Source organism: Streptococcus mitis (assembly GCF_002096835.1).
Classification (GTDB): Bacteria; Bacillota; Bacilli; order Lactobacillales; family Streptococcaceae; genus Streptococcus; species Streptococcus mitis_W.
The window spans coordinates 58,868-85,431 of sequence record NZ_NCVG01000018.1; the positions used below are offsets into that span (position 1 = coordinate 58,868).

The 26,564-nt window shown below is 42.1% G+C and carries 30 protein-coding genes and 1 pseudogene; 25 read left to right on the plus strand and 6 right to left on the minus strand.

What is annotated here, in order from left to right:
- The first annotated feature begins 2 nt into the window (after positions 1 to 2).
- The 13 genes and pseudogenes from B7699_RS02130 to yidD all read left to right on the plus strand — a co-directional run bounded on the left by B7699_RS02130 (position 3) and on the right by yidD (position 8,674).
- Positions 3 to 896 carry an ABC transporter permease gene (locus B7699_RS02130; RefSeq protein ID WP_000011439.1) on the plus strand — a complete coding sequence of 298 codons (894 nt, stop codon included), beginning with the start codon at positions 3 to 5 and terminating at the stop codon, positions 894 to 896.
- Between the two features lie 12 nt (positions 897 to 908).
- The gene (locus B7699_RS02135) at positions 909 to 1,712 is read left to right on the plus strand and encodes an ABC transporter ATP-binding protein (RefSeq protein ID WP_084927005.1); all 804 of its coding nucleotides are present in this window, start codon (positions 909 to 911) and stop codon (positions 1,710 to 1,712) included.
- A gap of 69 nt (positions 1,713 to 1,781) precedes the next feature.
- A pseudogene (locus B7699_RS02140) lies at positions 1,782 to 2,369 on the plus strand (alpha-amylase family glycosyl hydrolase); the annotation flags it as partial.
- Positions 2,370 to 2,510: 141 nt separating this feature from the next.
- Positions 2,511 to 2,759, plus strand: a complete 249-nt coding sequence (locus B7699_RS02145; RefSeq protein ID WP_000364990.1) for a YneF family protein — start codon at positions 2,511 to 2,513, stop codon at positions 2,757 to 2,759.
- 199 nt (positions 2,760 to 2,958) lie between these two features.
- On the plus strand, positions 2,959 to 3,753 hold the full coding sequence (racE, locus tag B7699_RS02150) for a glutamate racemase (protein ID WP_078237956.1): 795 nt from the start codon (positions 2,959 to 2,961) through the stop codon (positions 3,751 to 3,753).
- The gene (locus tag B7699_RS02155) at positions 3,750 to 4,721 is read left to right on the plus strand and encodes a nucleoside-triphosphate diphosphatase (protein ID WP_049499724.1); all 972 of its coding nucleotides are present in this window, start codon (positions 3,750 to 3,752) and stop codon (positions 4,719 to 4,721) included. The genes racE and B7699_RS02155 overlap by 4 nt, the downstream gene beginning before the upstream one ends.
- On the plus strand, positions 4,697 to 5,218 hold the full coding sequence (locus tag B7699_RS02160; protein ID WP_001118952.1) for a metallophosphoesterase: 522 nt from the start codon (positions 4,697 to 4,699) through the stop codon (positions 5,216 to 5,218). The genes B7699_RS02155 and B7699_RS02160 overlap by 25 nt, the downstream gene beginning before the upstream one ends.
- Positions 5,215 to 5,676 (plus strand): cyclic-di-AMP-binding protein CbpB, encoded by a 462-nt coding sequence (gene cbpB, locus B7699_RS02165; RefSeq protein ID WP_049499725.1) that lies wholly within the window; start codon positions 5,215 to 5,217, stop codon positions 5,674 to 5,676. Before B7699_RS02160 ends, cbpB begins: the two co-directional genes overlap by 4 nt.
- Complete coding sequence (gene xerD, locus B7699_RS02170) at positions 5,673 to 6,407, plus strand: site-specific tyrosine recombinase XerD (RefSeq protein ID WP_338014942.1); 735 nt, start codon at positions 5,673 to 5,675, stop codon at positions 6,405 to 6,407. The genes cbpB and xerD overlap by 4 nt, the downstream gene beginning before the upstream one ends.
- Positions 6,407 to 7,135 carry a segregation/condensation protein A gene (locus B7699_RS02175; protein WP_045605577.1) on the plus strand — a complete coding sequence of 243 codons (729 nt, stop codon included), beginning with the start codon at positions 6,407 to 6,409 and terminating at the stop codon, positions 7,133 to 7,135. The genes xerD and B7699_RS02175 overlap by 1 nt, the downstream gene beginning before the upstream one ends.
- Before the next feature lie 18 nt (positions 7,136 to 7,153).
- Complete coding sequence (gene scpB, locus B7699_RS02180; RefSeq protein WP_024057383.1) at positions 7,154 to 7,723, plus strand: SMC-Scp complex subunit ScpB; 570 nt, start codon at positions 7,154 to 7,156, stop codon at positions 7,721 to 7,723.
- Positions 7,710 to 8,432 carry a pseudouridine synthase gene (locus B7699_RS02185; protein ID WP_001222228.1) on the plus strand — a complete coding sequence of 241 codons (723 nt, stop codon included), beginning with the start codon at positions 7,710 to 7,712 and terminating at the stop codon, positions 8,430 to 8,432. Before scpB ends, B7699_RS02185 begins: the two co-directional genes overlap by 14 nt.
- Entirely contained in the window at positions 8,432 to 8,674 is a 243-nt protein-coding gene (gene yidD / locus B7699_RS02190; RefSeq protein WP_084927008.1) for a membrane protein insertion efficiency factor YidD, read from the plus strand. Before B7699_RS02185 ends, yidD begins: the two co-directional genes overlap by 1 nt.
- A 224-nt stretch (positions 8,675 to 8,898) precedes the next feature.
- Here the strand turns inward: yidD and B7699_RS02195 are convergent, their stop codons facing one another.
- The 5 genes from B7699_RS02195 to galE form a co-directional block, all read right to left on the minus strand.
- Positions 8,899 to 9,864: a siderophore ABC transporter substrate-binding protein gene (locus B7699_RS02195; protein WP_084927009.1), complete on the minus strand. Its 966-nt coding sequence runs from the start codon at positions 9,862 to 9,864 to the stop codon at positions 8,899 to 8,901.
- 95 nt (positions 9,865 to 9,959) lie between these two features.
- Positions 9,960 to 10,712: an iron ABC transporter ATP-binding protein gene (locus B7699_RS02200; protein WP_084927010.1), complete on the minus strand. Its 753-nt coding sequence runs from the start codon at positions 10,710 to 10,712 to the stop codon at positions 9,960 to 9,962.
- Positions 10,709 to 11,665, minus strand: coding sequence for an iron chelate uptake ABC transporter family permease subunit (locus B7699_RS02205; protein ID WP_084927011.1), 957 nt, complete (start codon positions 11,663 to 11,665; stop codon positions 10,709 to 10,711). Before B7699_RS02205 ends, B7699_RS02200 begins: the two co-directional genes overlap by 4 nt.
- Positions 11,655 to 12,614 (minus strand): ABC transporter permease, encoded by a 960-nt coding sequence (locus B7699_RS02210; protein ID WP_192851994.1) that lies wholly within the window; start codon positions 12,612 to 12,614, stop codon positions 11,655 to 11,657. Before B7699_RS02210 ends, B7699_RS02205 begins: the two co-directional genes overlap by 11 nt.
- Before the next feature lie 143 nt (positions 12,615 to 12,757).
- Positions 12,758 to 13,756 carry a UDP-glucose 4-epimerase GalE gene (gene galE / locus B7699_RS02215; protein ID WP_084927013.1) on the minus strand — a complete coding sequence of 333 codons (999 nt, stop codon included), beginning with the start codon at positions 13,754 to 13,756 and terminating at the stop codon, positions 12,758 to 12,760.
- A gap of 293 nt (positions 13,757 to 14,049) precedes the next feature.
- On the opposite strand from galE, the gene pepA reads away from it, so the two are divergent.
- Positions 14,050 to 15,114: a glutamyl aminopeptidase gene (gene pepA, locus B7699_RS02220; RefSeq protein ID WP_050391053.1), complete on the plus strand. Its 1,065-nt coding sequence runs from the start codon at positions 14,050 to 14,052 to the stop codon at positions 15,112 to 15,114.
- A gap of 21 nt (positions 15,115 to 15,135) precedes the next feature.
- On the plus strand, positions 15,136 to 15,432 hold the full coding sequence (locus tag B7699_RS02225; protein ID WP_084890535.1) for a bacteriocin immunity family protein: 297 nt from the start codon (positions 15,136 to 15,138) through the stop codon (positions 15,430 to 15,432).
- 201 nt (positions 15,433 to 15,633) lie between these two features.
- Here the strand turns inward: B7699_RS02225 and B7699_RS02230 are convergent, their stop codons facing one another.
- Positions 15,634 to 17,265, minus strand: coding sequence for a Na/Pi cotransporter family protein (locus B7699_RS02230; RefSeq protein ID WP_084927014.1), 1,632 nt, complete (start codon positions 17,263 to 17,265; stop codon positions 15,634 to 15,636).
- A gap of 239 nt (positions 17,266 to 17,504) precedes the next feature.
- Here B7699_RS02230 and B7699_RS02235 point away from each other — a divergent pair, with 239 nt between their 5' ends.
- From B7699_RS02235 to dnaK, 10 genes are all read left to right on the plus strand, one after another.
- Complete coding sequence (locus B7699_RS02235; RefSeq protein WP_084927015.1) at positions 17,505 to 18,701, plus strand: phosphoglycerate kinase; 1,197 nt, start codon at positions 17,505 to 17,507, stop codon at positions 18,699 to 18,701.
- 135 nt (positions 18,702 to 18,836) lie between these two features.
- Positions 18,837 to 19,364 carry an FUSC family protein gene (locus tag B7699_RS02240; protein WP_004255937.1) on the plus strand — a complete coding sequence of 176 codons (528 nt, stop codon included), beginning with the start codon at positions 18,837 to 18,839 and terminating at the stop codon, positions 19,362 to 19,364.
- 76 nt (positions 19,365 to 19,440) lie between these two features.
- Positions 19,441 to 19,797, plus strand: coding sequence for a transcriptional repressor GlnR (gene glnR / locus B7699_RS02245; RefSeq protein ID WP_000659548.1), 357 nt, complete (start codon positions 19,441 to 19,443; stop codon positions 19,795 to 19,797).
- A gap of 36 nt (positions 19,798 to 19,833) precedes the next feature.
- Complete coding sequence (glnA, locus tag B7699_RS02250) at positions 19,834 to 21,180, plus strand: type I glutamate--ammonia ligase (protein WP_001122886.1); 1,347 nt, start codon at positions 19,834 to 19,836, stop codon at positions 21,178 to 21,180.
- A gap of 119 nt (positions 21,181 to 21,299) precedes the next feature.
- Complete coding sequence (locus B7699_RS02255) at positions 21,300 to 21,620, plus strand: PadR family transcriptional regulator (RefSeq protein ID WP_084927016.1); 321 nt, start codon at positions 21,300 to 21,302, stop codon at positions 21,618 to 21,620.
- Complete coding sequence (locus tag B7699_RS02260) at positions 21,620 to 22,195, plus strand: DUF2812 domain-containing protein (protein ID WP_084927017.1); 576 nt, start codon at positions 21,620 to 21,622, stop codon at positions 22,193 to 22,195. Before B7699_RS02255 ends, B7699_RS02260 begins: the two co-directional genes overlap by 1 nt.
- Positions 22,196 to 22,229: 34 nt before the next feature.
- Entirely contained in the window at positions 22,230 to 22,742 is a 513-nt protein-coding gene (locus B7699_RS02265; RefSeq protein WP_084927053.1) for a DUF2812 domain-containing protein, read from the plus strand.
- 160 nt (positions 22,743 to 22,902) lie between these two features.
- Entirely contained in the window at positions 22,903 to 23,937 is a 1,035-nt protein-coding gene (gene hrcA, locus B7699_RS02270) for a heat-inducible transcriptional repressor HrcA (protein WP_000255759.1), read from the plus strand.
- Between the two features lie 26 nt (positions 23,938 to 23,963).
- Entirely contained in the window at positions 23,964 to 24,488 is a 525-nt protein-coding gene (gene grpE, locus B7699_RS02275; RefSeq protein WP_084927018.1) for a nucleotide exchange factor GrpE, read from the plus strand.
- A 252-nt stretch (positions 24,489 to 24,740) separates the two neighbouring features.
- Positions 24,741 to 26,564: a molecular chaperone DnaK gene (dnaK, locus tag B7699_RS02280; protein WP_084927019.1), complete on the plus strand. Its 1,824-nt coding sequence runs from the start codon at positions 24,741 to 24,743 to the stop codon at positions 26,562 to 26,564.

Sequence of the window (26,564 nt, forward strand, 5' to 3'; positions counted from 1 at the left end):
AGATGAGTTTTGTATTATCTAGTTTATCAGAAGGTTTGTTGTGGTCGATTATGGCCATTGGAGTTTACTTGACTTTCCGTATTTTGGATATTGCGGATATGACTGCTGAAGGAGCCTTTCCTTTGGGGGCAGCTGTCGTTGTATCGCAGATACAGGCAGGGACAAATCCTTGGATTGCGACCTTACTTGCTTTGCTGGCAGGTATGGTAGCTGGTCTTGTATCAGGAATGCTCCACACCAAGATGAAAATCCCAGCTCTCTTGACAGGGATTGTGACCTTGACAGGGCTTTATTCAATCAATATTAAAATCATGGGCAGTGTGCCCAACCTTTCCTTGGGAGATTCTTCAACTGTCTTTAAACAATTGGCGAGCTTGGGGCTGACAAATGAAGAAGCTGTTTTCTCATTCAGTTTGGCCTGTCTCCTACTTGTTTGTTTGGTCTTGACTCTTTTGATGAAAACGGAGATTGGATTGGTCTTGCGTTCGACTGGGGACAATATTCCGATGAGTGAGGCAAATGGGGTCAATGTAGACACGATGAAGATTGTTGGTTACATGATTTCAAACGGCTTGATTGCCCTATGTGGTTCCTTGTTTGCCCAAAATGATGGATTTTCAGATGTGACTTCTGGGACAGGAACCATCGTTGTTGGTTTGAGTGCAGTGATTATTGCGGAAGTCTTGATACACGACTTGACCATTGGAGGCCGCTTGTTATCCATCGGAATCGGTGCAATTGTTTACCGCTTGATTATTTTAAATATCTATGAAATTCCAAATCTAGATCAAAATCTGGTTCGTCTCTTTAATGCAATCTTGTTAGCCTTAGTTTTATTTGCACCAGAATTGCAAAAGAGATTAAAGATTCGTGGTCTGAAATTGAGAAATGAATAGGAGGAGAAAGTTATGGCAAGTTTGTTAACACTTGAAAATATTCACAAAACATTTGAAGCAGGGACGGTTAATGAGAACCATGTCCTCAAAGGATTAGATTTAGAAGTTGAAGAGGGAGATTTTATCTCTGTGATTGGTGGAAATGGAGCAGGGAAATCCACTTTGATGAATATCTTGGCTGGCAATCTATCGGTGGACGAAGGGGACCTTCTACTGGCAGGGAAATCCATTAAAAATCTGAGTGTACGAAAGAGGGCCAAGGATATAGCCCGTGTTTTTCAAGATCCGAAGATGGGAACAGCTTCTCGTTTAACGATTGAGGAGAATATGGCTATTGCCTTGAGACGTGGGCAAAAGAGAGGGCTTGGTTGGGGCGTGAAGGAGAAGGATAGAATTCAGTTTCAAGAGGCCTTGAAGGAGTTGAATATTGGCCTTGAAAATCGTTTGAAAGTGGATACTCAATACCTTTCAGGAGGACAAAGACAGGCCTTGACCCTAGTCATGGCAGCTCTGGTGAAACCCAAACTTTTGCTTTTGGATGAACATACTGCGGCACTTGACCCGAAAACTAGTCAAATGGTGATGGATTTGACGCAAAAGATTGTGGAACACCATCAGTTGACGACTTTAATGATTACCCACGATATGAACCATGCGATTGAGTATGGTAATCGTCTCATTATGCTCTATCAGGGTAAGATAGTGGTGGATGTTAAGGGAGAGGAGAAAAAGCATCTGACGGTTGAAGATCTCATGCATCTCTTCCAGAAAAATAGTGGGCAAGGTCTAGTCAGTGATGAATTGGTTTTAGGATAAAGAAAAAGGCTGAGATATGGTGTCTCAGTCTTTTATTTCTTACGTTTTGCAAAATCTAAAAATCGAAATTCTCGCGGGACACCTTATATCTATATGGGCGAGGAAATCGGGATGATTGACCCAGACTATGATTCTATGGCTGATTATGTGGATGTCGAATCGCTCAATGCCTATCAGATGCTCTTAGAGGAAGGGAAGAGTCAGGAAGAAGCCTTCCAGATTATTCAGGCTAAGTCGCGTGATAATTCACGAATTCCCATGCAGTGGGATTCTTCGGAAAATGCAGGATTTACAGTAGGGACACCTTGGCTCAAGGCAGGAAAATCCTACCCTCATATCAATGTAGAAAATGAAATCCAAGGTCCGATTTTCACATTCTACCGAGACTTGATTCGACTTCGTAAAGAAATGCCTATCATCTCAGAAGGAAGTTACAAACCAGCCTTTGAAGATAACAAACAAGTCTATGCTTTTGAACGCCAGTATGAGGATCAAATGTTACTAGTGCTCAATAATTTTTATGCCACAGAAGTGGAAATCGATTTACCTCTAGCCTACCAAAATGGACGAATTTTGATTTCAAACTATGAAGATGCAGAAGTGTCTGAAAAAATTCTACTCAAACCCTATCAAACACTGGCTATTTATGTAAATTAAACTCAGCAAGGAGCCCTCTTTTGCAGAAAAGTAGGGGTTTTTTTGCTGTATATTCCCTTCCTGAAAGCGTAAAACAAACTAGTCAGGGTGGCTAGTTTGTGGTATAATGAAAGGGACTCAAAAAGAAACAGGAGAAAAATGATGGATTTACTATTAGCAATTGTATTGATTGTGCTAGCTTTTCTAGGGGGAGCTCTTGGAGGAATGTACTTGGTTCGTAAGCAAATTGAAAAAGAATTTGCTGACAACCCACGTTTGAATGCTGAAGCAGTTCGTACTCTTTTGAGTGCAAATGGTCAAAAACCAAGCGAAGCTAAGGTACAACAAGTTTACCACCAAATCATCCGCCAACAAAAAGCAGCCCTTGCTAACAATAAAAAGAAAAAATAAATAAGGAAAAGTCTGGGATGAAAGTTCCAGACTTCTCACTATGTTGGTTATGGTTTAGGGATGAAACTTTTTCCTTGCATTCTATTGATATTTGATTATGATTAAGAGAGATAGTTATTGATTAGGCTGTCATTCGGTTCATAAAGATAAATAATCATAATGAACTATCAATCAGAAAAAAGACTAGAAAGAAGACTGTATGGATAATCGACCAATTGGTTTTTTGGATTCGGGTGTCGGGGGCTTGACCGTTGTGCGCGAGCTCATGCGCCAACTTCCCCATGAAGAAATCGTCTATATTGGAGATTCGGCACGCGCGCCTTACGGGCCCCGTCCTGCTGAGCAAATTCGTGAATATACTTGGCAGTTGGTCAACTTTCTTTTGACCAAGGATGTCAAAATGATTGTCATTGCTTGTAATACAGCGACTGCGGTCGTCTGGGAAGAAATCAAGGCTCAACTAGATATTCCTGTCCTAGGTGTAATTTTGCCAGGAGCTTCGGCAGCCATCAAGTCCAGCCAAGGTGGGAAAATCGGAGTGATTGGAACGCCCATGACGGTCCAATCTGACATTTATCGTCAGAAAATCAACGATCTGGATCCGGACTTACAGGTGGAGAGTTTGGCCTGTCCCAAGTTTGCTACCTTGGTGGAGTCGGGTGCCCTGTCAACCAGTGTCACCAAGAAAGTGGTCTATGAAACCCTACGTCCCTTGGTTGGAAAGGTAGATAGCCTGATTTTGGGTTGTACCCATTATCCGCTTCTCAGACCTATTATTCAAAATGTTATGGGGCCCAAGGTTCAACTTATCGATAGTGGGGCAGAGTGCGTACGGGACATTTCAGTCTTACTCAATTATTTTGAAATCAATCGTGGTCGTGATGCCGGACCACTCCATCACCGTTTTTACACAACAGCCAGCAGCCAAAGTTTTGCACAAATTGGTGAAGAATGGCTTGAAAAAGAGATTCATGTGGAGCATGTAGAATTATGACAAATAAAATTTATGAATACAAGGATGACCAGGACTGGTATGTTGGGTCCTATAGTATTTTTGGTGGTGTCCGGACTTTGACTGATGAAGACTTGGATTTTCCTCTAGTTGGATTGGCCAAAATCTTTCGAGACGAGGAACGAGGTTTTCCACTTTCAGTTACTGTTTTACGCTATGGTTCTCCCTACCGTTTATTGTCTTTTGTAGTAGATATCCTTAACCAAGAAATGGGACGAAATTTGGAAGTTATTCAACGTCAGGGAGCCCTGCTATTGGTTGAAAATGGGCAACTCTTGTATGTGGAATTGCCCAAAGAAGGGGTCGATGTTCATGATTTCTTTGAGACAAACAAGGTCAGAGAAACCTTATTGATTGCGACTCGTAACGAGGGCAAGACCAAGGAATTCCGAGCTATCTTTGACAAGCTAGGCTACGATGTGGAAAATCTCAATGACTATCCTGACTTGCCTGAAGTAGCAGAAACAGGCATGACCTTCGAAGAAAATGCCCGTCTCAAGGCAGAAACTATTTCTCAATTAACAGGCAAGATGGTTCTGGCAGATGATTCTGGACTGAAAGTTGATGTCCTTGGTGGCTTGCCAGGTGTCTGGTCAGCTCGTTTCGCAGGTGTGGGAGCTACTGACCGTGAAAACAATGCCAAGCTCTTGCACGAATTGGCCATGGTCTTTGAACTCAAGGACCGCTCGGCTCAATTCCATACAACCCTAGTCGTAGCCAGTCCCAACAAGGAAAGTTTGGTTGTTGAAGCAGACTGGCCTGGCTACATTAACTTTGAACCAAAGGGTGAAAATGGATTTGGTTACGATCCTCTCTTCCTTGTAGGAGAGACAGGCAAGTCATCAGCTGAATTAACCCTTGAAGAAAAAAATAGCCAATCTCACCGCGCCTTAGCCGTTAAGAAACTTTTGGAGGTATTTCCATCATGGCAAAGCAAACCATCATTGTAATGAGCGATTCCCATGGCGATAGCTTGATTGTGGAAGAAATCCGTGATCGCTATGTAGGCAAAGTTGATGCCGTTTTTCATAACGGCGATTCTGAACTGCGTCCTGATTCTCCCCTTTGGGAAGGCATCCGTGTTGTTAAAGGGAACATGGACTTCTACGCCGGCTACCCAGAACGTTTGGTGACAGAGCTTGGTTCGACCAAGATTATCCAAACCCATGGACACCTGTTTGACATCAATTTCAACTTTCAAAAGTTGGACTACTGGGCTCAGGAAGAAGAGGCCGATATCTGCCTTTATGGTCACTTGCATGTGCCAAGCGCTTGGATGGAAGGCAAGACACTCTTTCTAAATCCAGGTTCCATCAGTCAACCACGTGGGACCATCAGAGAATGTCTCTATGCTCGTGTGGAGATTGATGACAGTTATTTTAAAGTGGACTTTTTGACACGAGACCATGAGGTGTATCCAGGCTTGTCCAAGGAGTTTAGCCGATGATTGCCAAGGAGTTTGAGACTTTCTTGTTGGGGCAGGAGGAAACTTTTTTGACCCCTGCTAAAAATCTAGCCGTGTTGATTGATACCCACAATGCAGATCACGCGACCCTCTTGCTTAGTCAGATGACCTATACCCGTGTTCCTGTTGTGACAGATGAAAAACAGTTTGTTGGGACGATTGGGCTCAGAGATATTATGGCTTATCAGATGGAGCATGATCTGAGTCAAGAAATCATGGCAGATACGGATATCGTTCATATGACGAGAACGGACGTAGCGGTCGTCTCGCCTGATTTTACCATTACGGAGGTCTTGCACAAGCTAGTGGATGAGTCCTTCCTCCCTGTAGTAGATAAGAATGGTATCTTCCAGGGAATTATCACACGTAAGTCTATCCTCAAGGCAGTGAATGCCCTCTTGCATGACTTTAGTAAGGAATATGAGATTCGATGCAAATGAGAGATAGGATTTCAGCCTTTTTAGAGGAAAAGCAGGGCTTGTCTGCCAATTCCAAGCAGTCCTATAAGTATGATCTGGAACAATTTTTAGACATTGTAGGCGAGCGGATTTCTGAGACCAGTCTCAAGATTTACCAAGCTCAGCTAGCCAATCTAAAAATCAGCGCCCAGAAGCGAAAGATTTCGGCCTGTAACCAATTTCTCTACTTTCTCTATCAAAAAGGAGAAGTGGATAGTTTTTACCGCTTGGAATTAGCTAAACAAGCTGAAAAGAAGACCTCAAAACCAGAACTGTTAAACCTAGACTCTTTTTGGCAAGAAAGCGACTATCCAGAGGGTCGCTTGCTAGCGCTCTTAATCCTAGAAATGGGACTCTTGCCGAGTGAGATTTTAGCTCTAAAGGTTGCGGATATCAATCTGGACTTTCAGGTGTTGCGAATCCAGAAGGCTTCCCAACAGAGGATTGTCACCATTCCCACGAGCTTGCTTTCAGAGCTAGAACCCTTGATGGGCCAGACCTATCTTTTTGAAAGGACAGGGAAAGCCTATTCTCGTCAATGGGCCTTCCGTCAGCTAGAGTCCTTTGTCAAGGAGAAAGGTTTCTCAACCTTATCCGCTCAAGCCTTGCGGGAACAGTTCATTCTAAGACAGATAGAAAAGAAGGTCGATTTGTACGAAATTGCAAAAAAATTAGGATTAAAAACAGTCCTGACCTTAGAAAAATATAGATAATGGATATTAAATTAAAAGATTTTGAAGGGCCCCTGGACTTGCTCTTGCACCTAGTTTCTAAGTACCAGATGGATATCTACGATGTGCCCATTACGGAAGTCATTGAACAGTATCTAGCCTATGTCTCAACCCTGCAGGCCATGCGTCTGGAAGTGACGGGTGAGTACATGGTCATGGCCAGTCAGCTGATGTTGATTAAGAGTCGCAAGCTCTTACCAAAGGTAGCGGAAGTGACAGATTTGGAAGATGACCTGGAGCAGGACCTTCTCTCTCAAATCGAAGAATACCGCAAGTTCAAGCTCTTGGGTGAACACTTGGAGGCTAAGCACCAAGAGCGGGCTCAGTACTATTCCAAAGCGCCGACAGAGTTGATTTACGAAGATGCGGAGCTTGTGCATGACAAGACGACCATTGACCTCTTTTTGGCTTTTTCAAATATCCTAGCCAAGAAAAAAGAGGAGTTTGCACAGAATCACACGACTATCTTGCGGGATGAGTATAAGATTGAGGACATGATGGTTATCGTGAAAGAGTCCTTGACTGGACGAGATCAATTGCGCTTGCAGGATTTGTTTAAGGAAGCCCAGAATGTCCAAGAGGTTATCACCCTCTTTTTGGCAACCCTAGAGTTAATCAAAACCCAGGAGCTGATTCTTGTGCAAGAGGAGAGTTTCGGAGATATCTATCTCATGGAAAAGAAGGAAGAAAGTCAAGTGGCCCAAAGCTAGACTTGATAGAGAGGAAAGATGAGTACTTTAGCAAAAATAGAAGCGCTCTTGTTTGTAGCGGGTGAAGATGGGATTAGAGTCCGCCAGTTAGCTGAACTCCTCTCTCTGCCACCGACAGGCATCCAACAGAGTTTAGAAAAATTAGCCCAGAAGTATGAAAAGGACCCAGATTCCAGTTTGGCTCTGATTGAGACAGGGGGAGCTTATAGATTGGTGACCAAGCCTCAATTTGTAGAGATTTTGAAGGAATACTCTAAGGCACCTATCAACCAGAGCTTGTCTCGGGCAGCTCTTGAGACCTTGTCCATCATTGCCTACAAACAGCCTATCACACGAATAGAAATTGATGCCATCCGTGGGGTCAACTCGAGTGGGGCCTTGGCAAAGTTGCAGGCTTTTGACCTGATAAAGGAAGACGGGAAAAAAGAAGTGTTGGGGCGCCCCAACCTCTATGTGACTACAGATTATTTCCTAGATTACATGGGGATAAACCATTTAGAAGAATTACCAGTGATTGATGAGCTTGAGATTCAAGCCCAAGAAAGCCAATTATTTGGTGAAAGGATAGAAGAAGATGAGAATCAATAAGTATATTGCCCACGCAGGTGTGGCCAGTAGGAGAAAAGCAGAAGAGCTGATCAAGCAAGGTTTGGTGACGGTCAACGGCCAGGTGGTACGTGAACTAGCAACGACCATCAAGTCTGGTGACAAGGTCGAAGTTGAAGGTCAGCCTATCTACAACGAAGAAAAGGTCTATTATCTACTTAACAAACCACGCGGTGTCATTTCCAGTGTGACAGATGACAAGGGTCGCAAGACGGTTGTCGACCTCTTGCCCAATGTCAAAGAGCGCATCTACCCTGTAGGTCGTTTGGACTGGGATACATCAGGAGTCTTGATTTTGACCAATGATGGGGATTTTACGGATGAGATGATTCACCCTCGTAATGAGATTGACAAGGTTTATGTCGCGCGTGTTAAAGGTGTGGCCAATAAGGATAATCTGCGCCCCTTGACCCGTGGACTTGAGATTGATGGAAAGAAAACCAAACCGGCTGTCTATGAGATTCTCAAAGTGGATCCAGTTAAAAACCGCTCTGTGGTGCAGTTGACCATCCATGAAGGGCGTAACCATCAGGTTAAAAAGATGTTTGAAGCTGTCGGTCTCCAAGTAGATAAGTTGTCTCGAACTCGTTTTGGACACCTAGACTTGACAGGTCTCCGTCCAGGTGAATCGCGTCGCCTTAACAAAAAAGAAATCAGCCAACTACATACCATGGCTGTAACCAAGAAATAATGAAACGAATTTTAATAGCGCCTGTGCGCTTTTACCAACGTTTTATCTCACCAGCCTTTCCACCCTCTTGTCGCTTTGAGCCGACTTGTTCCAACTACATGATTGAGGCTATTGAAAAACATGGCTTCAAGGGTGTTTTGATGGGCTTGGCTCGGATTTTACGTTGCCATCCCTGGTCGAAAACAGGTAAGGACCCCGTCCCAGACCATTTTTCCCTCAAACGGAATCAAGAAGAAAAATGAGGCTAGGTAAAAATATTTTAGTGAAATGATAAAAACGCATCCTATCAGGTTTGAGTGAGCTTGATAGGATGCGTTTTAGAATGTCAAAATTTTATACTCTTCGAAAATCTCTTCAAACCGCGTCAACTTCCATCTGCAACCTCAAAACAGTGTTTTGAGATTGCAGTTAGTTTCCTAGTTTGCTCTTTGCTTTTCATTGAGTATTAAATTGAGTTTAAAGTAGCTTATTTCAAGGATTTTTGTGCGTCTTCAATCATGAGTTTTGTTGATTCTAGACCGCCTCCGCTTAGATACCAGAGGTCTGGTGTTAGTTGGATGATCTTGCCATTTTTAGCAGCAGGAGTTTCAGCGATGAGGGCATTTTCTAGGACACCATCGTTGCTAGAGTTGTCACCACCGATGGCAAGGGTACGGTTGATAACAAAGAGGATGTCAGGATTGATTTCTTTGACACTTTCAAAGCTGACTTCCTGTCCGTGGCGTGAGTCTTCAAATTGAGTATCAGTTGGCTTGAATTTCAAGGTTTGGTACAAGAAAGAGAAACGAGATTGGGCACCAAAGGCTGCCATTTTTCCTTCATTGAGGAGGATGGCAAGGGCTTTTTTGTCAGAGCTTTCATTTTTAGTAGCGACTTCTTGGATGTTCTTGTCTAGCTTGGCCAATTCTTCCTTGGCTTTCTGTGTACCAGTTTCACCGAAGGCGCTTGCTAGGGATTCGATATTAGTCTTGGTAGAAGTCCAGTAGTCATCTTTGCCTGCTTGGAAGAGAACAGTCGGAGCGATTTCGTTGAACTTATCTACGAATTTTTGGGTACGTGGTGAAGCGATAATTAGGTCTGGTTCAAGAGCAGCAAGGGCTTCTAGGTCTGGCTCAACCATAGAACCAACATTTTTAACTTTTCCAGCTAGGTCTTTAAGATAAGTCGGAACAGTTTTTGTAGGCATTCCGACGATATTCTTTTCAAAACCTAAAGCGCGAATAGTATCCGCAGCACCGAGGTCAAAGGTCACAATCTTTTCAGGGACTTTTGAAAGTGTGACTACACCTAGTGAACTTTTAATGGTTACCTCTGTTGGAGCAGAGCTACTTGACTCCGTCTTACTAGTGCTTGAGTTTGTACTACATGCACCAAGTAGGAGCAAGAAGCTGGCCGCTAGGGCAGTGAGATAAAATTTAAGGGATGTTTTCATGATTTCTCCTTTTTAAAATGTTATAACGATTTAGGGAGTCTCTAGGTTTTATTGACTAAGAGACAGAGGGTTCTCTAACTCGAGTTTCTGAGTTGCTAGCTATAGATACAAATCTTTTTGCCATTGATATCAGCTAGCGTGATGGGAATCTCATAGAGTTGACTGAGCAGGTCAGCCTGCATGATTTGATTGGTTGTTCCCTTGCTAAAGACTTGACCGTCCTTGAATGCGACAATTTCATCTGCATACTGACTGGCCATGTTGATATCGTGGAGAACGATGATAATGGTCTTGCCGAGCTCTGACACCAGTCGCTTGAGAATCTGCATCATGCTGACGCTTTGCTTGATGTCGAGATTGTTGAGTGGTTCGTCCAGCAAGATAAAGTCCGTATCCTGGGCCAGTACCATAGCGATAAAGACCCGCTGGAGTTGTCCCCCAGACAGGCTATCGATGTAGCGGTCTTTTAAGTTGGTTAGTTCCAGATAGTCCAGAGTTTCTCGGATTTTTTCCCAGTCTTCTGGTCTAAGTCGACCTCGGCTGTAGGGAAAACGTCCAAAACTGACCAGTTCTTCAACCGTCAATTTGGCTTGGTAATTGATTTTCTGCTTTAGGATAGTCAGTTCTTGAGCCAGTTCTTGCGAATTCCAGCTCTCGATTTCACGGCCTTTGATACTGAGAATTCCTTGATCTTTCTTGGTCAGTCTGCTCATGATAGAGAGGAGAGTCGATTTTCCAGCACCATTTGGACCAATAAAGGCTGTCAGTTTCTGAGGACTGACTTCAAGCGAAATGCCTTGCAAAATATCCTGTTTTTGAATGGATTTGTCAATGTTTTCCAGTTTCACTGACGCGCCCTCCTGTAAAGTAAGATAAAGAATAAGAGACCTCCAACACTCTCGATGATCATGCTGATGCGAATTTCCAAAGCAAAGACTCGTTCAATCAGGGCCTGCCCCAAGGTCAAGCTAATAAATCCAACCAGAATGGCTACGATAAAGAGTAACTTGTGCCGATAGTCTTTGACGATTAGGTAGGTGAGGTTGGCCAGCATAAAGCCGAAGAAGGCCATAGGCCCTACCAGGGCAGTTGCTGTTGAGGTCAAAAGCACGATACCCCAGAGGAGTTCTTTCTGTTCTTTTTCAACATCGAGTCCCAATATCTGAGCCGTTTCTCTTTGTAGGTGCAAGACATCCAGAATGACTGCTTTTCGAAAGAAAAAGATGGTCAAAGCAAGGATAATCAGAGAACCGATGGCTAGGATGGAAGTGTTGAGATGTTGAAAGGAGGCAAAAAGACTGTTTTGCAGTTTATCGTATTCGTTTGGATCCATCAGGACCTGAAGGAAGGTACTGATATTTCGAAAGAGACTTCCGAGTGCTAGACAGATCAACAGGATGAAGACCAGGTCTTGCTTCATTAGTGCCTTCAAGTAGCCTTGTAAGGCGAAAAAGAAGAGGGATTGGATGAGAAGTAAGATTAGGAATTCTAAGATAGGGGACTTGCCAAGTTGAAGAAACTTGCTTTCAAAAACCAGTAGTAGAGTTTGCAGTAGGACGTAGAAGGATTCGATTCCTAAAATACTTGGCGTCAGGAAGCGATTTTCCGTCAGGGTTTGAAAACTAATGGTCGAAATCCCAGTCGCAATGGCTACCAAGAGATAAACGATGATCTTTTGGGAACGTAGCTTCCAGGCAAAGGCTGACAAGTGAGTGATGGGCCAAAAATAGAGGAGACAAGCTCCGATGGCCAGAATAATGAGAAGGCAGAATAGCTTAGTATGTTTGCTTTTAGACTGCATCTTTTCGTCCCCCTCTCCAGAGAAGTAGGATAAAGACGAGGCTACCAATGATTCCTAGTAGAAGACTGACAGACAGCTCATAGGGCCGAATCAGAACTCGGGATAGGATATCGCAGGCCAGAACTAGATTGGCACCGACCAGTGCGACGATGAGTTTGGTTTGACTCAAATTATCTCCATAGCGCTTGCGGACAAGATTGGGAACGATGACTCCGAGAAATGGCAAGCCACCCACGGTAATCATGGTGACACTAGTCGTTAGCGCCACCAGAAAGAGGGCCAGTTTTTCAAGTAGAGAGTAAGAAATCCCCAAACTTTCACTGGTTTCTTTTCCTAGATTCATGATGGTAAAAGTTTGGGATAATTTCCAAACGGCTATCAGGATAATGAGCCCTAAGAAAAGCCATTCATACTGATGAGTCTGAATCATGGAGAAGGAGCCCTGGGTCCAAGCTGTCATACTCTGAACCAGATTGAAACGGTAGGCGATAACTTCTGTCACAGAACCGATAATTCCACTATAGATGATCCCAATCAGAGGCAACATCCACCTTTCCTTTATAGTAAAAATGGTCATAAAGGCTAGGAAGAAGAGGGTGAATACGATGGATGAAACAAAAGCGAAGAGCATCTTTTGGGTCAGACTAGCCGACGGAAAGACAAAGAGGCTCAATACCATTCCCAGTTTGGCGGCTTCAGTGGTTCCAACTGTACTCGGAGCAGCAAACTGATTTTGAGTGATAGTCTGCATGAGAAGTCCTGCCATACTCATACTAGAGGCAGTCAGAAGAATGCTAATGGTCCTTGGAAGACGGGACTCTTGAAAGAGAAGCCAGGTCTGCTGGTCGAAAGCAAAGAGCTTTCCCCATGAAAAATCACTGGTCCCAATGCTAATAGAGAGAAAGACTAGGAGTAGAAGTAAGCCAATTAAATAATGAGAAAGTTTCATACCCCATCCTTTTATGTAGATTTGGTATCGAAAGATACCTGCGGATATTACTGTAACACGATTTCTTTAATCTGTCAATAAATTTTCTGACAATTTAATGAATAAAACAAGGAGAGAGTACCAGGACCTTCTCCTCTGTTCTCCTATTTTAAAATGTTTTTGCCTTCTTTAACACGCCAACGATAATCTGATAAAATAATATCTTCGAGGGAGTAGCTAGCCTTCCAATCAAGATATTTTTTAGCTTTTGATGCGTCTGCTAGGACGCTGGCTGGGTCACCAGCACGGCGAGCAACAATTTCGTGTGGTATTTTTTGATTCAGTAATTCTTCAGCAGTTTTAAAGATTTCTTTGACGGTATAGCCTTTTTCAGTTCCCAAGTTAAAGATTTGAGAAGAACTGTCTTCTTGAAATAGGTAGTTCATTCCTTTAACATGAGCCTGTGCAAGGTCCAAGACATGAATGTAATCCCGAATACATGAACCATCACGTGTATCGTAGTCATCTCCAAATATTTTTAGGCTATCATTTTGTCCCAATGCGGTCTTGTTGATATTGGGAATGATGTGAGTTGGATTTTTTACACGCAGGCCGTTTGAAGCATCCATTTCAGCCCCAGCTACATTAAAGTAACGGAAAATGACATATTTCCAATCGTAGCGATTGGCCATCCAGTAAATCATTCGTTCACCCATCAGTTTTGTTTCTGCATAAGGATTGACAGGGTCGAGCAGGGTATCTTCAGTAGCTGGCTTGTCAATACAGTTATTACCATAGAGGGAAGCAGTTGAAGAGAACATGATTTTTTGAATACCAACTTCAGATAAGACTTTTAGAACTTGGTTCATACCCGCAACATTGGCAGTGAAGTATTTACTTGGATTTTCAATACTTTCGCTCACAACAATTTCACCCGCACAATGCAGAACAGCGTCAATCTTGTTTTCTTCCAAGTAAGTTTTTAAGGCATTAGCATCATAAACATCCAGTTGTTTAAAGCTAGCACGACTATCTACAGCCGCTCGATTTCCTGTAGAGAGATTATCTAGAACATGTACCTGATAGCCAGCATTTAAAAGAGCTTTAACGGTATGGGAGCCAATGTAGCCAGCTCCACCTGTAACAAGAATTGTTTTGGTCATGATTTTTTCCTTTTTCTAGTTTTGTACTATTTTAAAGAAATAAGAAGGCGAAGTCAACTATTTTCTGCAAATTTCATGAAAAACTGAACAAATATAGCATTGAATTGTTTTGTGTTTGGGAATTAATAGTTTGGTTGGTCTTGGAATAGTTCTTAGATTTCACATCACATGCAAGAAAATACAAGCTTTTTCTAAGGTACAGTAAGACTAAGATACTAATTTAGAAATCTACCTTCCCGCTATCCTTCTCCTATAAAAAGTGGTAAAATGGATGAAAGAAAGAAGGAACTGAAATGACAACATTATTTTCAAAAATCAAAGAAGTAACAGAACTTGCTGCGATCTCAGGTCATGAAGCACCTGTCCGTGCTTATCTTCGTGAAAAGTTAACACCGCACGTGGATGAAGTGGTGACAGATGGCTTGGGTGGTATTTTCGGAATTAAACATTCAGAAGCTGCAGATGCACCGCGCGTCTTGGTCGCTTCTCATATGGATGAAGTTGGTTTTATGGTCAGCGAGATTAAGCCAGATGGTACCTTCCGTGTCGTTGAAATCGGTGGCTGGAACCCCATGGTGGTTAGTAGCCAACGTTTCAAACTCTTGACTCGTGACGGTCGTGAAATTCCTGTGATTTCGGGTTCTGTTCCGCCACATTTGACACGTGGAAAGGGTGGACCAACTATGCCAGCTATTGCAGATATCGTCTTTGATGGCGGTTTTGCGGATAAGGCTGAGGCAGAAAGCTTTGGCATCCGTCCTGGCGATACCATCGTACCAGATAGTTCTGCAATCTTGACAGCCAATGAAAAAAATATCATCTCAAAAGCTTGGGATAACCGCTACGGTGTGCTCATGGTTAGTGAGTTAGCAGAAGCTCTGTCAGGTCAAAAACTTGGCAATGAACTCTATCTTGGCTCTAACGTCCAAGAAGAAGTTGGTCTTCGTGGTGCTCATACTTCCACAACTAAGTTTGACCCAGAAGTTTTCCTAGCAGTTGACTGCTCACCTGCTGGTGATGTTTATGGCGGTCAAGGCAAGATTGGGGATGGAACCTTGATTCGTTTCTACGATCCAGGTCACTTGCTTCTCCCAGGAATGAAGGATTTCCTTTTAACAACGGCTGAAGAAGCTGGTATCAAGTACCAATACTACTGTGGCAAAGGCGGAACAGACGCTGGCGCAGCTCATCTGAAAAATGGTGGTGTCCCATCTACAACAATCGGTGTTTGCGCTCGTTATATCCATTCTCACCAAACCCTCTATGCAATGGATGACTTCTTAGAAGCGCAAGCTTTCTTACAAGCCTTGGTGAAGAAATTGGATCGTTCAACAGTTGATTTGATTAAACATTATTAAACCATAAGGGAGGTGGTAGGGATGGTAGAACCAAACCTAGAAAGCCTTGTAAAAGATCTTTACAATCATGCTCGACATGATTTGAGTGAAGATTTAGTTGCTGCTCTCCTAGAGACTGCTAAAAAACTGCCTACTACAAATGAGCAATTGCTGGCAGTTCGTCTCTCAGGCCTGGTCAATCGTGAATTGCTCCTAAATCCCAAACATCCGGCACCTGAGTTGCTCAACTTGGCTCGCTTTATCAAAAGAGAAGAATCCAAGTACAGAGGAACTGCGGCTTCTGCGCTTATGTACGGGGAGCTCTTTAAAATGCTTTGATTCCATTGTGGATCAAAGCATTTTTTATATGGTAGAAGAGTAATTCTTGGTGAGGAGAAGAAAAAGCCATCCCATTTATACTCTTCGAAAATCAAATTCAAACCACGTCAACGTCGCCTTGCCGTACTCAAGTACAGCCTGTGGCTAGTTTCCTAGTTTGCTCTTTGATTTTCATTGAGTATTAGGATAGCTTCTTGGATATTAGATTTGTTCAGCGATGACCTTTTCAGCTAGATTCATAGCGTGGTCAGACACTCGAGTGTAGTGGGAAACAATATCGATAAAGTTGACCCCAGCTTGTGTTGAACACTCGCCCTTGTTGAGGCGTTTGATGTGAGTCTTTCTGAGAACACGTTCCATATTGTTGATTTCTTTATGGCGTTCAATCAGACTTTGAGCTTTTTCAATATCATTGTTTTCCACGCTGTCAAGGGCATCTTTGATAAAGCCAGTGGTCTTTTGATAGATATCAGCTAATTCCTGTAAAGCAGCTTCAGAGAACTCAACATTTTTACGTTGAAGGTAGTCAGTCAGGTTGATTAGCGCTTCTGCGTGGTCCCCAATCCGTTCCAAATCGCGGGATGAATCAAGAATGTTGGTGAGCACTTCACTTTCTTTCTGGCTAAGGGCTTCACTTGAAAGAGTAATAAGGTAACGAGTCAATTTTTCATCAATGGTATTGATGGCTTCCTCTGTCTTGTGGCCTTTTTCAGCAACCTTTTCATTAAGGTCAATGATGTAGTTGTATGAAAGGTCAAAGGCTTTAGAAGCATAATTTCCTAAGTGAAGGAGTTCTTTCTTGGCATTTCCGAGAGCGATTGATGGAGCTTGTTTAATCAAATGCTCATCAAGATAAAGTGGCTCATACTTGACAACTTCATCTTCACCAGGGATGAGCTTGGTTACAAAGTAGGCCAAGGCTCCGATGAATGGAAATTGTACAATGGTATTACTTACGTTAAAGGCACCGTGCGAGAAGGCGATGGTCATCTCAGGTGAGAGGTGAAGGAGTGCCTGGAAGTACTCAATCATAGACGTAAATGGACCTAATAAGATTAAGCAAAGGATAGTTCCTAATACGTTAAAGGTGACGTGGGTTGCAGCAACGCGTTTCGCAGAGATATTGGCTCCAGCTGCCGCGATGATAACTGTTAGGGTTGTCCCGATATTATCCCCGAAGAGAACTGGTAGCGAACCTTTAAGGTCAAGGAATCCACCTGCATAGAGACCTTGCAAAATCCCGATTGTCGCAGAAGAAGCTTGGATGAGAACGGTAATCACTGCACCGGCAAAAACTCCCAACACAGGATTTTGTCCCAAGGTTACCATGTATTCCTTGAATTGTGGTAAATCTTTAAGAGGACTCATACCGGCACTGATGAGGTTGAGGGCGTAGAAGATTCCCCCTACACCAAACAGGATGCGCCCGATATTGTTTGCGGTTCTGTTTTTTGTAAAAAATAGGAACATGGTTCCAAGGAAAATCAGGGGTAAAGCATACTCACCAAGTTTGAAACCGATGATAAAGGAAGTAACTGTGGTTCCGATGTTGGCTCCCATGATAATTCCGATAGCTTGTCTAAGAGTGAGAAGACTAGCGCTGACCAGTCCAACCGTGATAACTGTAACCCCTGTACTTGACTGAATCAGGGCAGTTACGACAATCCCAACTAGAACACCTAAAAAGGGATTGCTAGTGTACTTGTCAATGTAAAAACGAAGGCGATCTCCAGCAGCTTGTTGCAAACCGTCTCCCATGGTCTTGATACTATATAAGAATAGTCCCAGACCACCTAAAAAGTGAAATAAAATTTCCTGCCAATTGATGGACATTTCTTTTTCCTCCGAAAAATAATAACGGAATTTCTCCTATTCTATTTTAAAGGATAAAAGTAAATCTAACAAGTGTTAAGCTAAGATTTTAGAAAGAAAATTCGTTAGAAAAAGCAAAAATAATATACTCTAGCATGCCACAAAGATTAAATATCGAAAAATCTTGTGAAATCTTTCCTTATATTTCCAAAGTGTGATATAATAGTTTCGAATAAAATAAATAAAGGGGTTTTTGTAACATGGCAAAACTTACTGTTAAAGACGTTGACTTGAAAGGTAAAAAAGTCCTCGTTCGTGTTGATTTCAACGTACCATTGAAAGATGGCGTAATCACTAACGACAACCGTATCACAGCAGCTCTTCCAACTATTAAGTACATCATCGAACAAGGTGGACGTGCAATTCTTTTCTCTCACCTTGGACGTGTAAAAGAAGAAGCTGATAAAGCTGGTAAATCACTTGCTCCTGTAGCAGCAGACTTGGCAGCAAAACTTGGCCAAGACGTTGTTTTCCCAGGTGTAACTCGTGGTGCTGAATTGGAAGCAGCTATCAACGCTCTTGAAGATGGACAAGTTCTCTTGGTTGAAAACACTCGTTACGAAGATGTTGACGGCAAGAAAGAATCTAAAAACGATCCTGAACTTGGTAAATACTGGGCATCACTTGGAGATGGTATCTTCGTAAACGATGCATTCGGTACAGCTCACCGTGCACACGCATCTAACGTTGGTATCTCAGCAAACGTTGAAAAAGCAGTTGCTGGTTTCCTTCTTGAAAACGAAATTGCCTACATCCAAGAAGCAGTTGAAGCTCCAGAACGTCCATTCGTAGCTATCCTTGGTGGTTCAAAAGTTTCAGACAAGATCGGTGTTATCGAAAACTTGCTTGAAAAAGCTGATAAAGTTCTTATCGGTGGTGGTATGACTTACACATTCTACAAAGCACAAGGTATCGAAATCGGTAACTCACTTGTAGAAGAAGACAAAGTGGATGTTGCGAAAGCTCTTCTTGAAAAAGCAAACGGTAAATTGATCTTGCCAGTTGACTCAAAAGAAGCTAACGCATTTGCTGGTTACACTGAAGTGAAAGACACTGAAGGTGAAGCAGTGGATCCAGGCTTCCTTGGTCTTGACATCGGTCCAAAATCTATCGCTAAATTTGACGAAGCTTTGACTGGTGCCAAAACAGTTGTATGGAACGGACCTATGGGTGTATTTGAAAACCCAGACTTCCAAGCTGGTACAATTGGTGTGATGGACGCTATCGTGAAACAACCAGGAGTTAAATCAATCATTGGTGGTGGTGACTCAGCTGCCGCAGCGATTAACCTTGGCCGTGCAGACAAGTTCTCATGGATCTCTACTGGTGGTGGAGCATCAATGGAACTTCTTGAAGGTAAAGTTCTTCCAGGACTTGCAGCCTTGACAGAAAAATAAGATTTTATAAACAAGTCAAAGAAGAGAGGGATGAAAGTTCCTCTTTTCTTTTGCTTAAAATAAAAACGCTTCCTCTCAACTATTACTCATAAAAATCACCGATTTATGATAAAATGGAAATAGAAAGTTGAGATTATGAGTTATTTTAAAAAATATAAATTCGATAAATCCCAGTTCAAACTTGGTATGCGAACCTTTAAAACAGGTATTGCTGTTTTTCTAGTTCTCTTGATTTTTGGCTTTTTTGGTTGGAAAGGTCTTCAAATTGGTGCTTTGACAGCCGTTTTTAGCCTGAGGGAGAGTTTTGATAAGAGTGTCCATTTTGGGACTTCGCGTATTCTAGGAAATAGTATCGGTGGCCTCTATGCCCTAGTCTTCTTCTTATTAAATACCTTTTTCCACGAAGCCTTTTGGGTGACCTTGGTAGTTGTTCCAATCTGCACCATGTTAACCATTATGACAAATGTAGCCATGAATAACAAAGCAGGAGTTATTGGTGGTGTAGCAGCTATGTTAATCATTACCCTATCGATTCCGAGTGGCGAAACAATTTTGTACGTATTTGCGCGTGTATCAGAAACTTTCATGGGAGTTTTTGTCGCAATTCTCGTAAATTACGATATTGATCGTATTCGGCTCATTTTAGAGAAAAAAGAAAAATAATGTTACATTTTATAACATTATCAATTGACGTTTGTCTTTTTTTAGACTATAATAGACAGAAAGAAGGAAATTGTAAATGAAGGAAAAAGAATTTCGCCGAAATATGGCTGTTTTTCCTATCGGCAGTGTTATGAAGTTGACCGACCTATCGGCGCGTCAGATTCGTTATTATGAAGATCAAGAGTTGATTAAACCTGATCGAAACGAAGGAAACCGTCGCATGTATTCCTTGAATGACATGGATCGTCTGCTTGAAATCAAAGATTATATCTCTGAAGGTTATAATATCGCTGCCATTAAGAAAAAGTATGCTGAACGTGAAGCGAAATCCAAGAAAGCGGTGAGTCAGACTGAGGTGCGTCGTGCACTTCACAATGAACTCCTCCAACAGGGTCGCTTTGCTTCAGTACGGTCACCTTTTGGTCGCGGTTAGGTAACCGCAAGTAGTCATACATTAAGGAGAAAACTCATGCCAATCACAGCTGCAGATATTCGTCGTGAAGTCAAGGAAAAAAATGTTACCTTTATTCGTCTTATGTTCTCAGATATTTTGGGAACCATGAAAAACGTCGAAATTCCTGCTACAGATGAACAGTTAGATAAAGTCTTGTCAAACAAGGCGATGTTTGATGGATCTTCTATTGAAGGTTTTGTACGTATCAATGAGTCAGATATGTACTTGTACCCAGACTTGGATACATGGACAGTCTTCCCTTGGGGAGATGAAAATGGAAGTGTTGCAGGTTTGATCTGTGATGTCTATACAACAGAAGGTGAACCATTTGCGGGTGACCCTCGTGGCAATTTGAAACGTGCTCTTCGTCACATGGAAGAAGTCGGATTCAAATCTTTCAACCTTGGTCCAGAACCAGAATTCTTCCTATTTAAGTTGGATGAAAATGGAGACCCAACACTTGAAGTAAATGACAAGGGTGGCTACTTTGATTTGGCGCCTACTGACCTTGCGGACAATACGCGTCGTGAGATTGTCAATGTCTTGACTAAAATGGGATTTGAAGTAGAAGCGAGTCACCACGAGGTTGCGGTTGGACAACACGAAATTGACTTCAAGTACGATGAAGTTCTCCGTGCTTGTGATAAGATTCAAATCTTTAAGCTCGTTGTTAAAACCATTGCTCGCAAACATGGCCTTTACGCAACCTTTATGGCGAAACCAAAATTTGGTATTGCTGGATCAGGTATGCACTGTAATATGTCCTTGTTTGATGCAGAAGGAAATAATGCCTTCTTTGATCCAAATGATCCAAAAGGAATGCAGTTGTCAGAAACGGCCTACCATTTTCTTGGCGGTTTGATTAAGCATGCCTACAACTATACTGCCATCATGAACCCAACAGTTAACTCATACAAACGTTTGGTTCCAGGTTATGAAGCCCCTGTTTACATTGCTTGGGCTGGTCGTAACCGTTCGCCACTTGTGCGCGTGCCTGCTTCACGTGGTATGGGAACTCGTCTTGAGTTGCGTTCAGTGGATCCGATGGCAAACCCATATATCGCGATGGCTGTACTGTTGGAAGTTGGTTTGCATGGTATTGAAAATAAAATTGAAGCACCAGCTCCTATCGAAGAAAATATCTACATCATGACAGCAGAAGAGCGCAAGGAAGCTGGTATTACAGACCTTCCATCAACCCTTCACAACGCTTTGAAAGCTCTGACTGAAGATGAGGTTGTCAGAGCGGCTCTCGGAGAACATATCTATACTAGTTTCCTTGAAGCCAAACGAATCGAATGGGCAAGTTATGCAACCTTCGTTTCACAATGGGAAATTGATAATTATTTAGACCTTTACTAATACTAATATAGAAGAAAGATTGCCTGAGGGCAGTCTTTTTTCTTGCTTTTTATATCGAGGTGTGATATATTTTATATAACGAAGTGCGATATATCGAACTGAATAGGAGGTGGTTATAAATGGAATTGACGGATAAGATTCGTCGAGTTTATCTTCCAATGACGGAAACGGGTTTTTATATCTTGTTCTGTCTGCAAAAGGAGCGTCATGGTTATAGTATTACGCAAAAAGTTAAGGAAATGACAGATTCGCAAGTCTGGATTAGTCCTGGAACTATGTATGGAACCTTGTCAAAGATGGAAAAGGATGGCTTGATTTCCTTTGTTCGTGAAGAGGAAAAACGGAAAATCTATCAGATTACAGACTTGGGACGCAAAGTCTTAGGTATTGAATTGAAGCGTATTGAACGGCTCTATAGAAACAGTCGGGAGGAAGTATGATGGAAAAGAAAATTGTTTATCGAATTTTTACAATTGCGGATTATGAGAGGGAGGCTCTATACTTTAGAGAAATGCATGCTAAGGGCTGGAAACTTAGGAAAGTAAGCTATTCTATCTTATTGTTTGTAGTTAAGTATACCTTTGAAAAATGTCAGCCTGAGCAAGTGTCTTATCAGTTGGACTTTTATCCCATGAAAAAATCAGAGAGAACCTCCTATTTACAACTATTTAAAGATTGTGGCTGGGAGCATATTACAGACTTTAATAGTTTTTCCTATTTTAGAAAAGCACGTTCTGAAGTTGAATCGTCTGCAGAGTTTGAAATTTATAACGATGCTACTAACAAGTTGGATATGGTTAATCGCATTTTAAGACTGCGACTAGTACCGAGTTTGCTTTTGCTAGCCATACATATACCATTCCTATTTATATTGCTCGATAGAAGTAATACGTTTGATCTATGGAAATTTCTTGTGGTTGGGCTAGATATTTTCTTGTCTTTAATCCTTTTGTTAATGGTTGTCTATATTAGCTGGAAGTTATGGCATAAAAAGAAGGAATTATCAGATTTATGATAGGGTAGGTATGTTTAAAATTGGAGGGGAAGTCATGATAAATAAAAAGCGATTTCGGGTTTTCACTATTCTTGATTTGGACAAGGAAGAAGAATATTTACATGAGATGCATTTGAAGGGGTGGAGATATAGAACGAGTTGTTTTGGTTTGTTCTATTTTGACCAATGTCAACCAGACGATGTCATCTACTGTATCTATGATTCTAGATTTCTTAAAAAATATAAGCATGAACTGCAAGATTTTAGAAATAGAGGTTGGGAATTGATAGGAGCAGGTTCTTGTACGATTCTTCGTAAATCGTCTTCTGATTTACTTCCAGAGGATCAAGTCTATATGAGCAAGGAACTTAGGTGGGAAGTTATGCGAAATAGACTTCGTTCATGTACAGTTGCTTTCTCAGGTGGTCTTGTTGTTTGTATGAGTTTATTTAAAGAAGAACTTTCTATATCTTTCTTTATTATTTTTCTTTTATATGCTTTTCTGATTTCTTATCTAATCCATGGTTTTTTCAGACTTAAAAGGAAATACCGAGTAGATGGAAGGTAGGGTTCTAGGTCTTCAGACTGATTTTTAGCACTCTTGATAAAAGAGTGCTAATTTTTTGAGTTTTTGTCTTGACATTCTCTTTTAAGGGTGTATAATAGAATCATAAGTTAGCACTTAGATGTATCGAGTGCTAATCGATCAGACAGAGAGGAGTGATGAGATGGTCACAGAGCGTCAGCAGGATATTTTAAATCTGATTATTGACATCTTTACCAAAACGCACGAACCTGTCGGATCCAAAGCCTTGCAAGAGTCTATTAACTCTAGCAGTGCAACTATTCGTAATGATATGGCAGCTCTAGAAAAGCAAGGTTTGCTTGAAAAGGCCCATACTTCAAGTGGTCGGATGCCAAGTGTTGCTGGTTTTCAGTACTATGTGAAACACTCACTGGATTTTGACCGACTAGCTGAAAATGAGGTATATGAGATTGTCAAAGCCTTTGATCAGGAATTCTTCAAATTGGAGGATATTCTGCAAGAGGCTGCTAATCTACTGACAGACCTGAGTGGCTGTACGGTAGTAGCACTGGATGTTGAGCCGAGCAGGCAACGTTTGACAGCCTTTGATATCGTTGTTTTGGGGCAACATACAGCCTTGGCAGTATTTACCCTAGACGAGTCTCGAACGGTTACCAGTCAGTTTCTGATTCCAAGAAACTTCTTGCAGGAGGATTTGCTGAAACTGAAGAGCATCATTCAGGAACGTTTCCTCGGTCACACTGTTCTAGATATTCACTACAAGATTCGGACGGAGATTCCGCAGATTATCCAGCGTTACTTTACAACAACGGATAATGTGATTGATCTCTTTGAACATATCTTTAAGGAAATGTTCAACGAAAACATTGTGGTGGCGGGCAAGGTTAATCTCTTGAATTTTGCCAATCTGGCAGCTTATCAGTTCTTTGACCAACCGCAAAAGGTGGCTCTGGAGATTCGTGAGGGGTTGCGTGAAGATCAGATGCAAAACGTCCGTGTTGCAGACAGTCAAGAGTCCTGTCTAGCTGACCTAGCGGTGATTAGTAGCAAGTTCCTCATTCCTTATCGGGGAGTTGGAATTCTAGCCATTATCGGTCCTGTTAATCTGGATTACCAACAGCTAATCAACCAAGTCAACGTAGTCAACCGTGTTTTGACAATGAAGTTGACAGACTTTTACCGCTACCTCAGCAGTAATCATTACGAAGTACATTAAGATTGAAATCATTAAAGGAGGCGAAAATGGCCCAAGATATAAAAAATGAAGAAGTAGAAGAAGTCCAAGAAGAGGAAGTTGTGGAAACGGTAGAAGAAACAACTCCTGAGAAGTCTGAGTTGGACTTGGCGAATGAACGTGCAGATGAGTTCGAAAATAAATACCTTCGCGCTCATGCAGAAATGCAAAATATACAACGCCGTGCCAATGAAGAGCGTCAAAACTTGCAACGTTATCGTAGCCAGGATTTGGCAAAAGCGATTCTCCCTTCTTTGGACAACCTTGAGCGTGCACTCGCAGTTGAAGGTTTGACAGATGATGTGAAGAAGGGATTGGAAATGGTGCAAGAAAGCTTGATTCACGCTTTGAAAGAAGAAGGAATCGAAGAAATCGCAGCTGATGGCGAATTTGACCATAACTATCATATGGCCATCCAAACTCTCCCAGCAGACGATGAACACCCAACAGATACCATCGCCCAAGTCTTCCAAAAAGGCTACAAACTCCATGACCGCATCCTACGCCCAGCCATGGTAGTGGTCTATAACTAGTTTAGAAAACTTGACAAAATTTGTCCGAAACGACAATAAACTATGAAGAAAGATAAGAGGCAAGCCGGAGGCTTGCAAGGAAGATATTTCCCGCCGTGGTGAAAGTTTCAGTAGCTTCTGCTACTGAAACAGGGGATTTTTGAGACAATAGGCTCAAAAATAAGTGATGAAATCCCGAAGGGAGTTGCTCACGTCCCCACCACTTAAGGGAAATATCAAAAATAGAAAATTAACTAACAAGGAGAAAAACACATGTCTAAAATTATCGGTATTGACTTAGGTACAACAAACTCAGCGGTTGCAGTTCTTGAAGGAACTGAATCAAAAATCATCGCAAACCCAGAAGGAAACCGCACAACTCCATCTGTAGTATCATTTAAAAACGGCGAAATCATCGTTGGTGATGCTGCAAAACGTCAAGCAGTTACAAACCCAGATACAGTTATCTCTATCAAATCTAAGATGGGAACTTCTGAAAAAGTTTCTGCAAACGGAAAAGAATACACTCCGCAAGAAATCTCAGCTATGATTCTTCAATACTTGAAAGGCTACGCTGAAGACTACCTTGGTGAAAAAGTGACTAAAGCAGTTATTACAGTTCCAGCTTACTTCAACGACGCTCAACGTCAAGCAACAAAAGACGCTGGTAAAATCGCTGGTCTTGAAGTAGAACGTATCGTCAACGAACCAACTGCAGCCGCTCTTGCTTATGGTTTGGACAAGACTGACAAAGAAGAAAAAATCTTGGTATTTGACCTTGGTGGTGGTACATTCGACGTATCTATCCTTGAATTGGGTGACGGTGTCTTCGACGTATTGTCAACTGCAGGGGACAACAAACTTGGTGGTGACGACTTTGACCAAAAAATTATCGACCACTTGGTAGCAGAATTCAAGAAAGAAAACGGTATTGACTTGTCTACTGACAAGATGGCAATGCAACGTTTGAAAGATGCAGCTGAAAAAGCTAAGAAAGACCTTTCTGGTGTAACTTCAACTCAAATCAGCTTGCCATTTATCACTGCTGGTGAAGCTGGACCTCTTCACTTGGAAATGACTTTGACTCGTGCAAAATTTGACGATTTGACTCGTGACCTTGTAGAACGTACAAAAGTTCCAGTTCGTCAAGCCCTTTCTGATGCAGGTTTGAGCTTGTCAGAAATCGACGAAGTTATCCTTGTTGGTGGTTCAACTCGTATCCCTGCCGTTGTTGAAGCTGTTAAGGCTGAAACTGGTAAAGAACCAAACAAATCAGTAAACCCTGATGAAGTAGTTGCTATGGGTGCTGCCATCCAAGGTGGTGTGATTACTGGTGATGTTAAAGACGTTGTCCTTCTTGACGTAACACCATTGTCACTTGGTATCGAAACAATGGGTGGAGTATTTACAAAACTTATCGATCGCAACACTACTATTCCAACATCTAAATCACAAGTCTTCTCAACTGCAGCAGACAACCAACCAGCCGTTGATATCCACGTTCTTCAAGGTGAACGCCCAATGGCAGCAGATAACAAGACTCTTGGACGCTTCCAATTGACAGATATTCCAGCTGCACCTCGTGGAATTCCTCAAATCGAAGTAACTTTCGACATCGACAAGAATGGTATCGTGTCTGTTAAGGCCAAAGATCTTGGAACTCAAAAAGAACAAACTATTGTGATCCAATCAAACTCAGGTTTGACTGACGAAGAAATCGACCGCATGATGAAAGATGCAGAAGCTAACGCTGAAGCAGATAAGAAACGTAAGGAAGAAGTTGACCTTCGTAACGAAGTAGACCAAGCAATCTTTGCGACTGAAAAGACAATCAAGGAAACTGAAGGCAAAGGCTTCGACGCAGAACGTGACGCTGCCCAAGCTGCCCTTGATGACCTTAAGAAAGCGCAAGAAGACAATAACTTGGACGACATGAAAGCAAAACTTGAAGCATTGAACGAAAAAGCTCAAGGCCTTGCTGTTAAACTCTACGAACAAGCTACAGCAGCGCAACAAGCTCAAGCAGGAGCAGAAGGGGCGCAAGCAACAGGAAACGCAGGCGATGACGTCGTAGACGGAGAGTTTACGGAGAAGTAA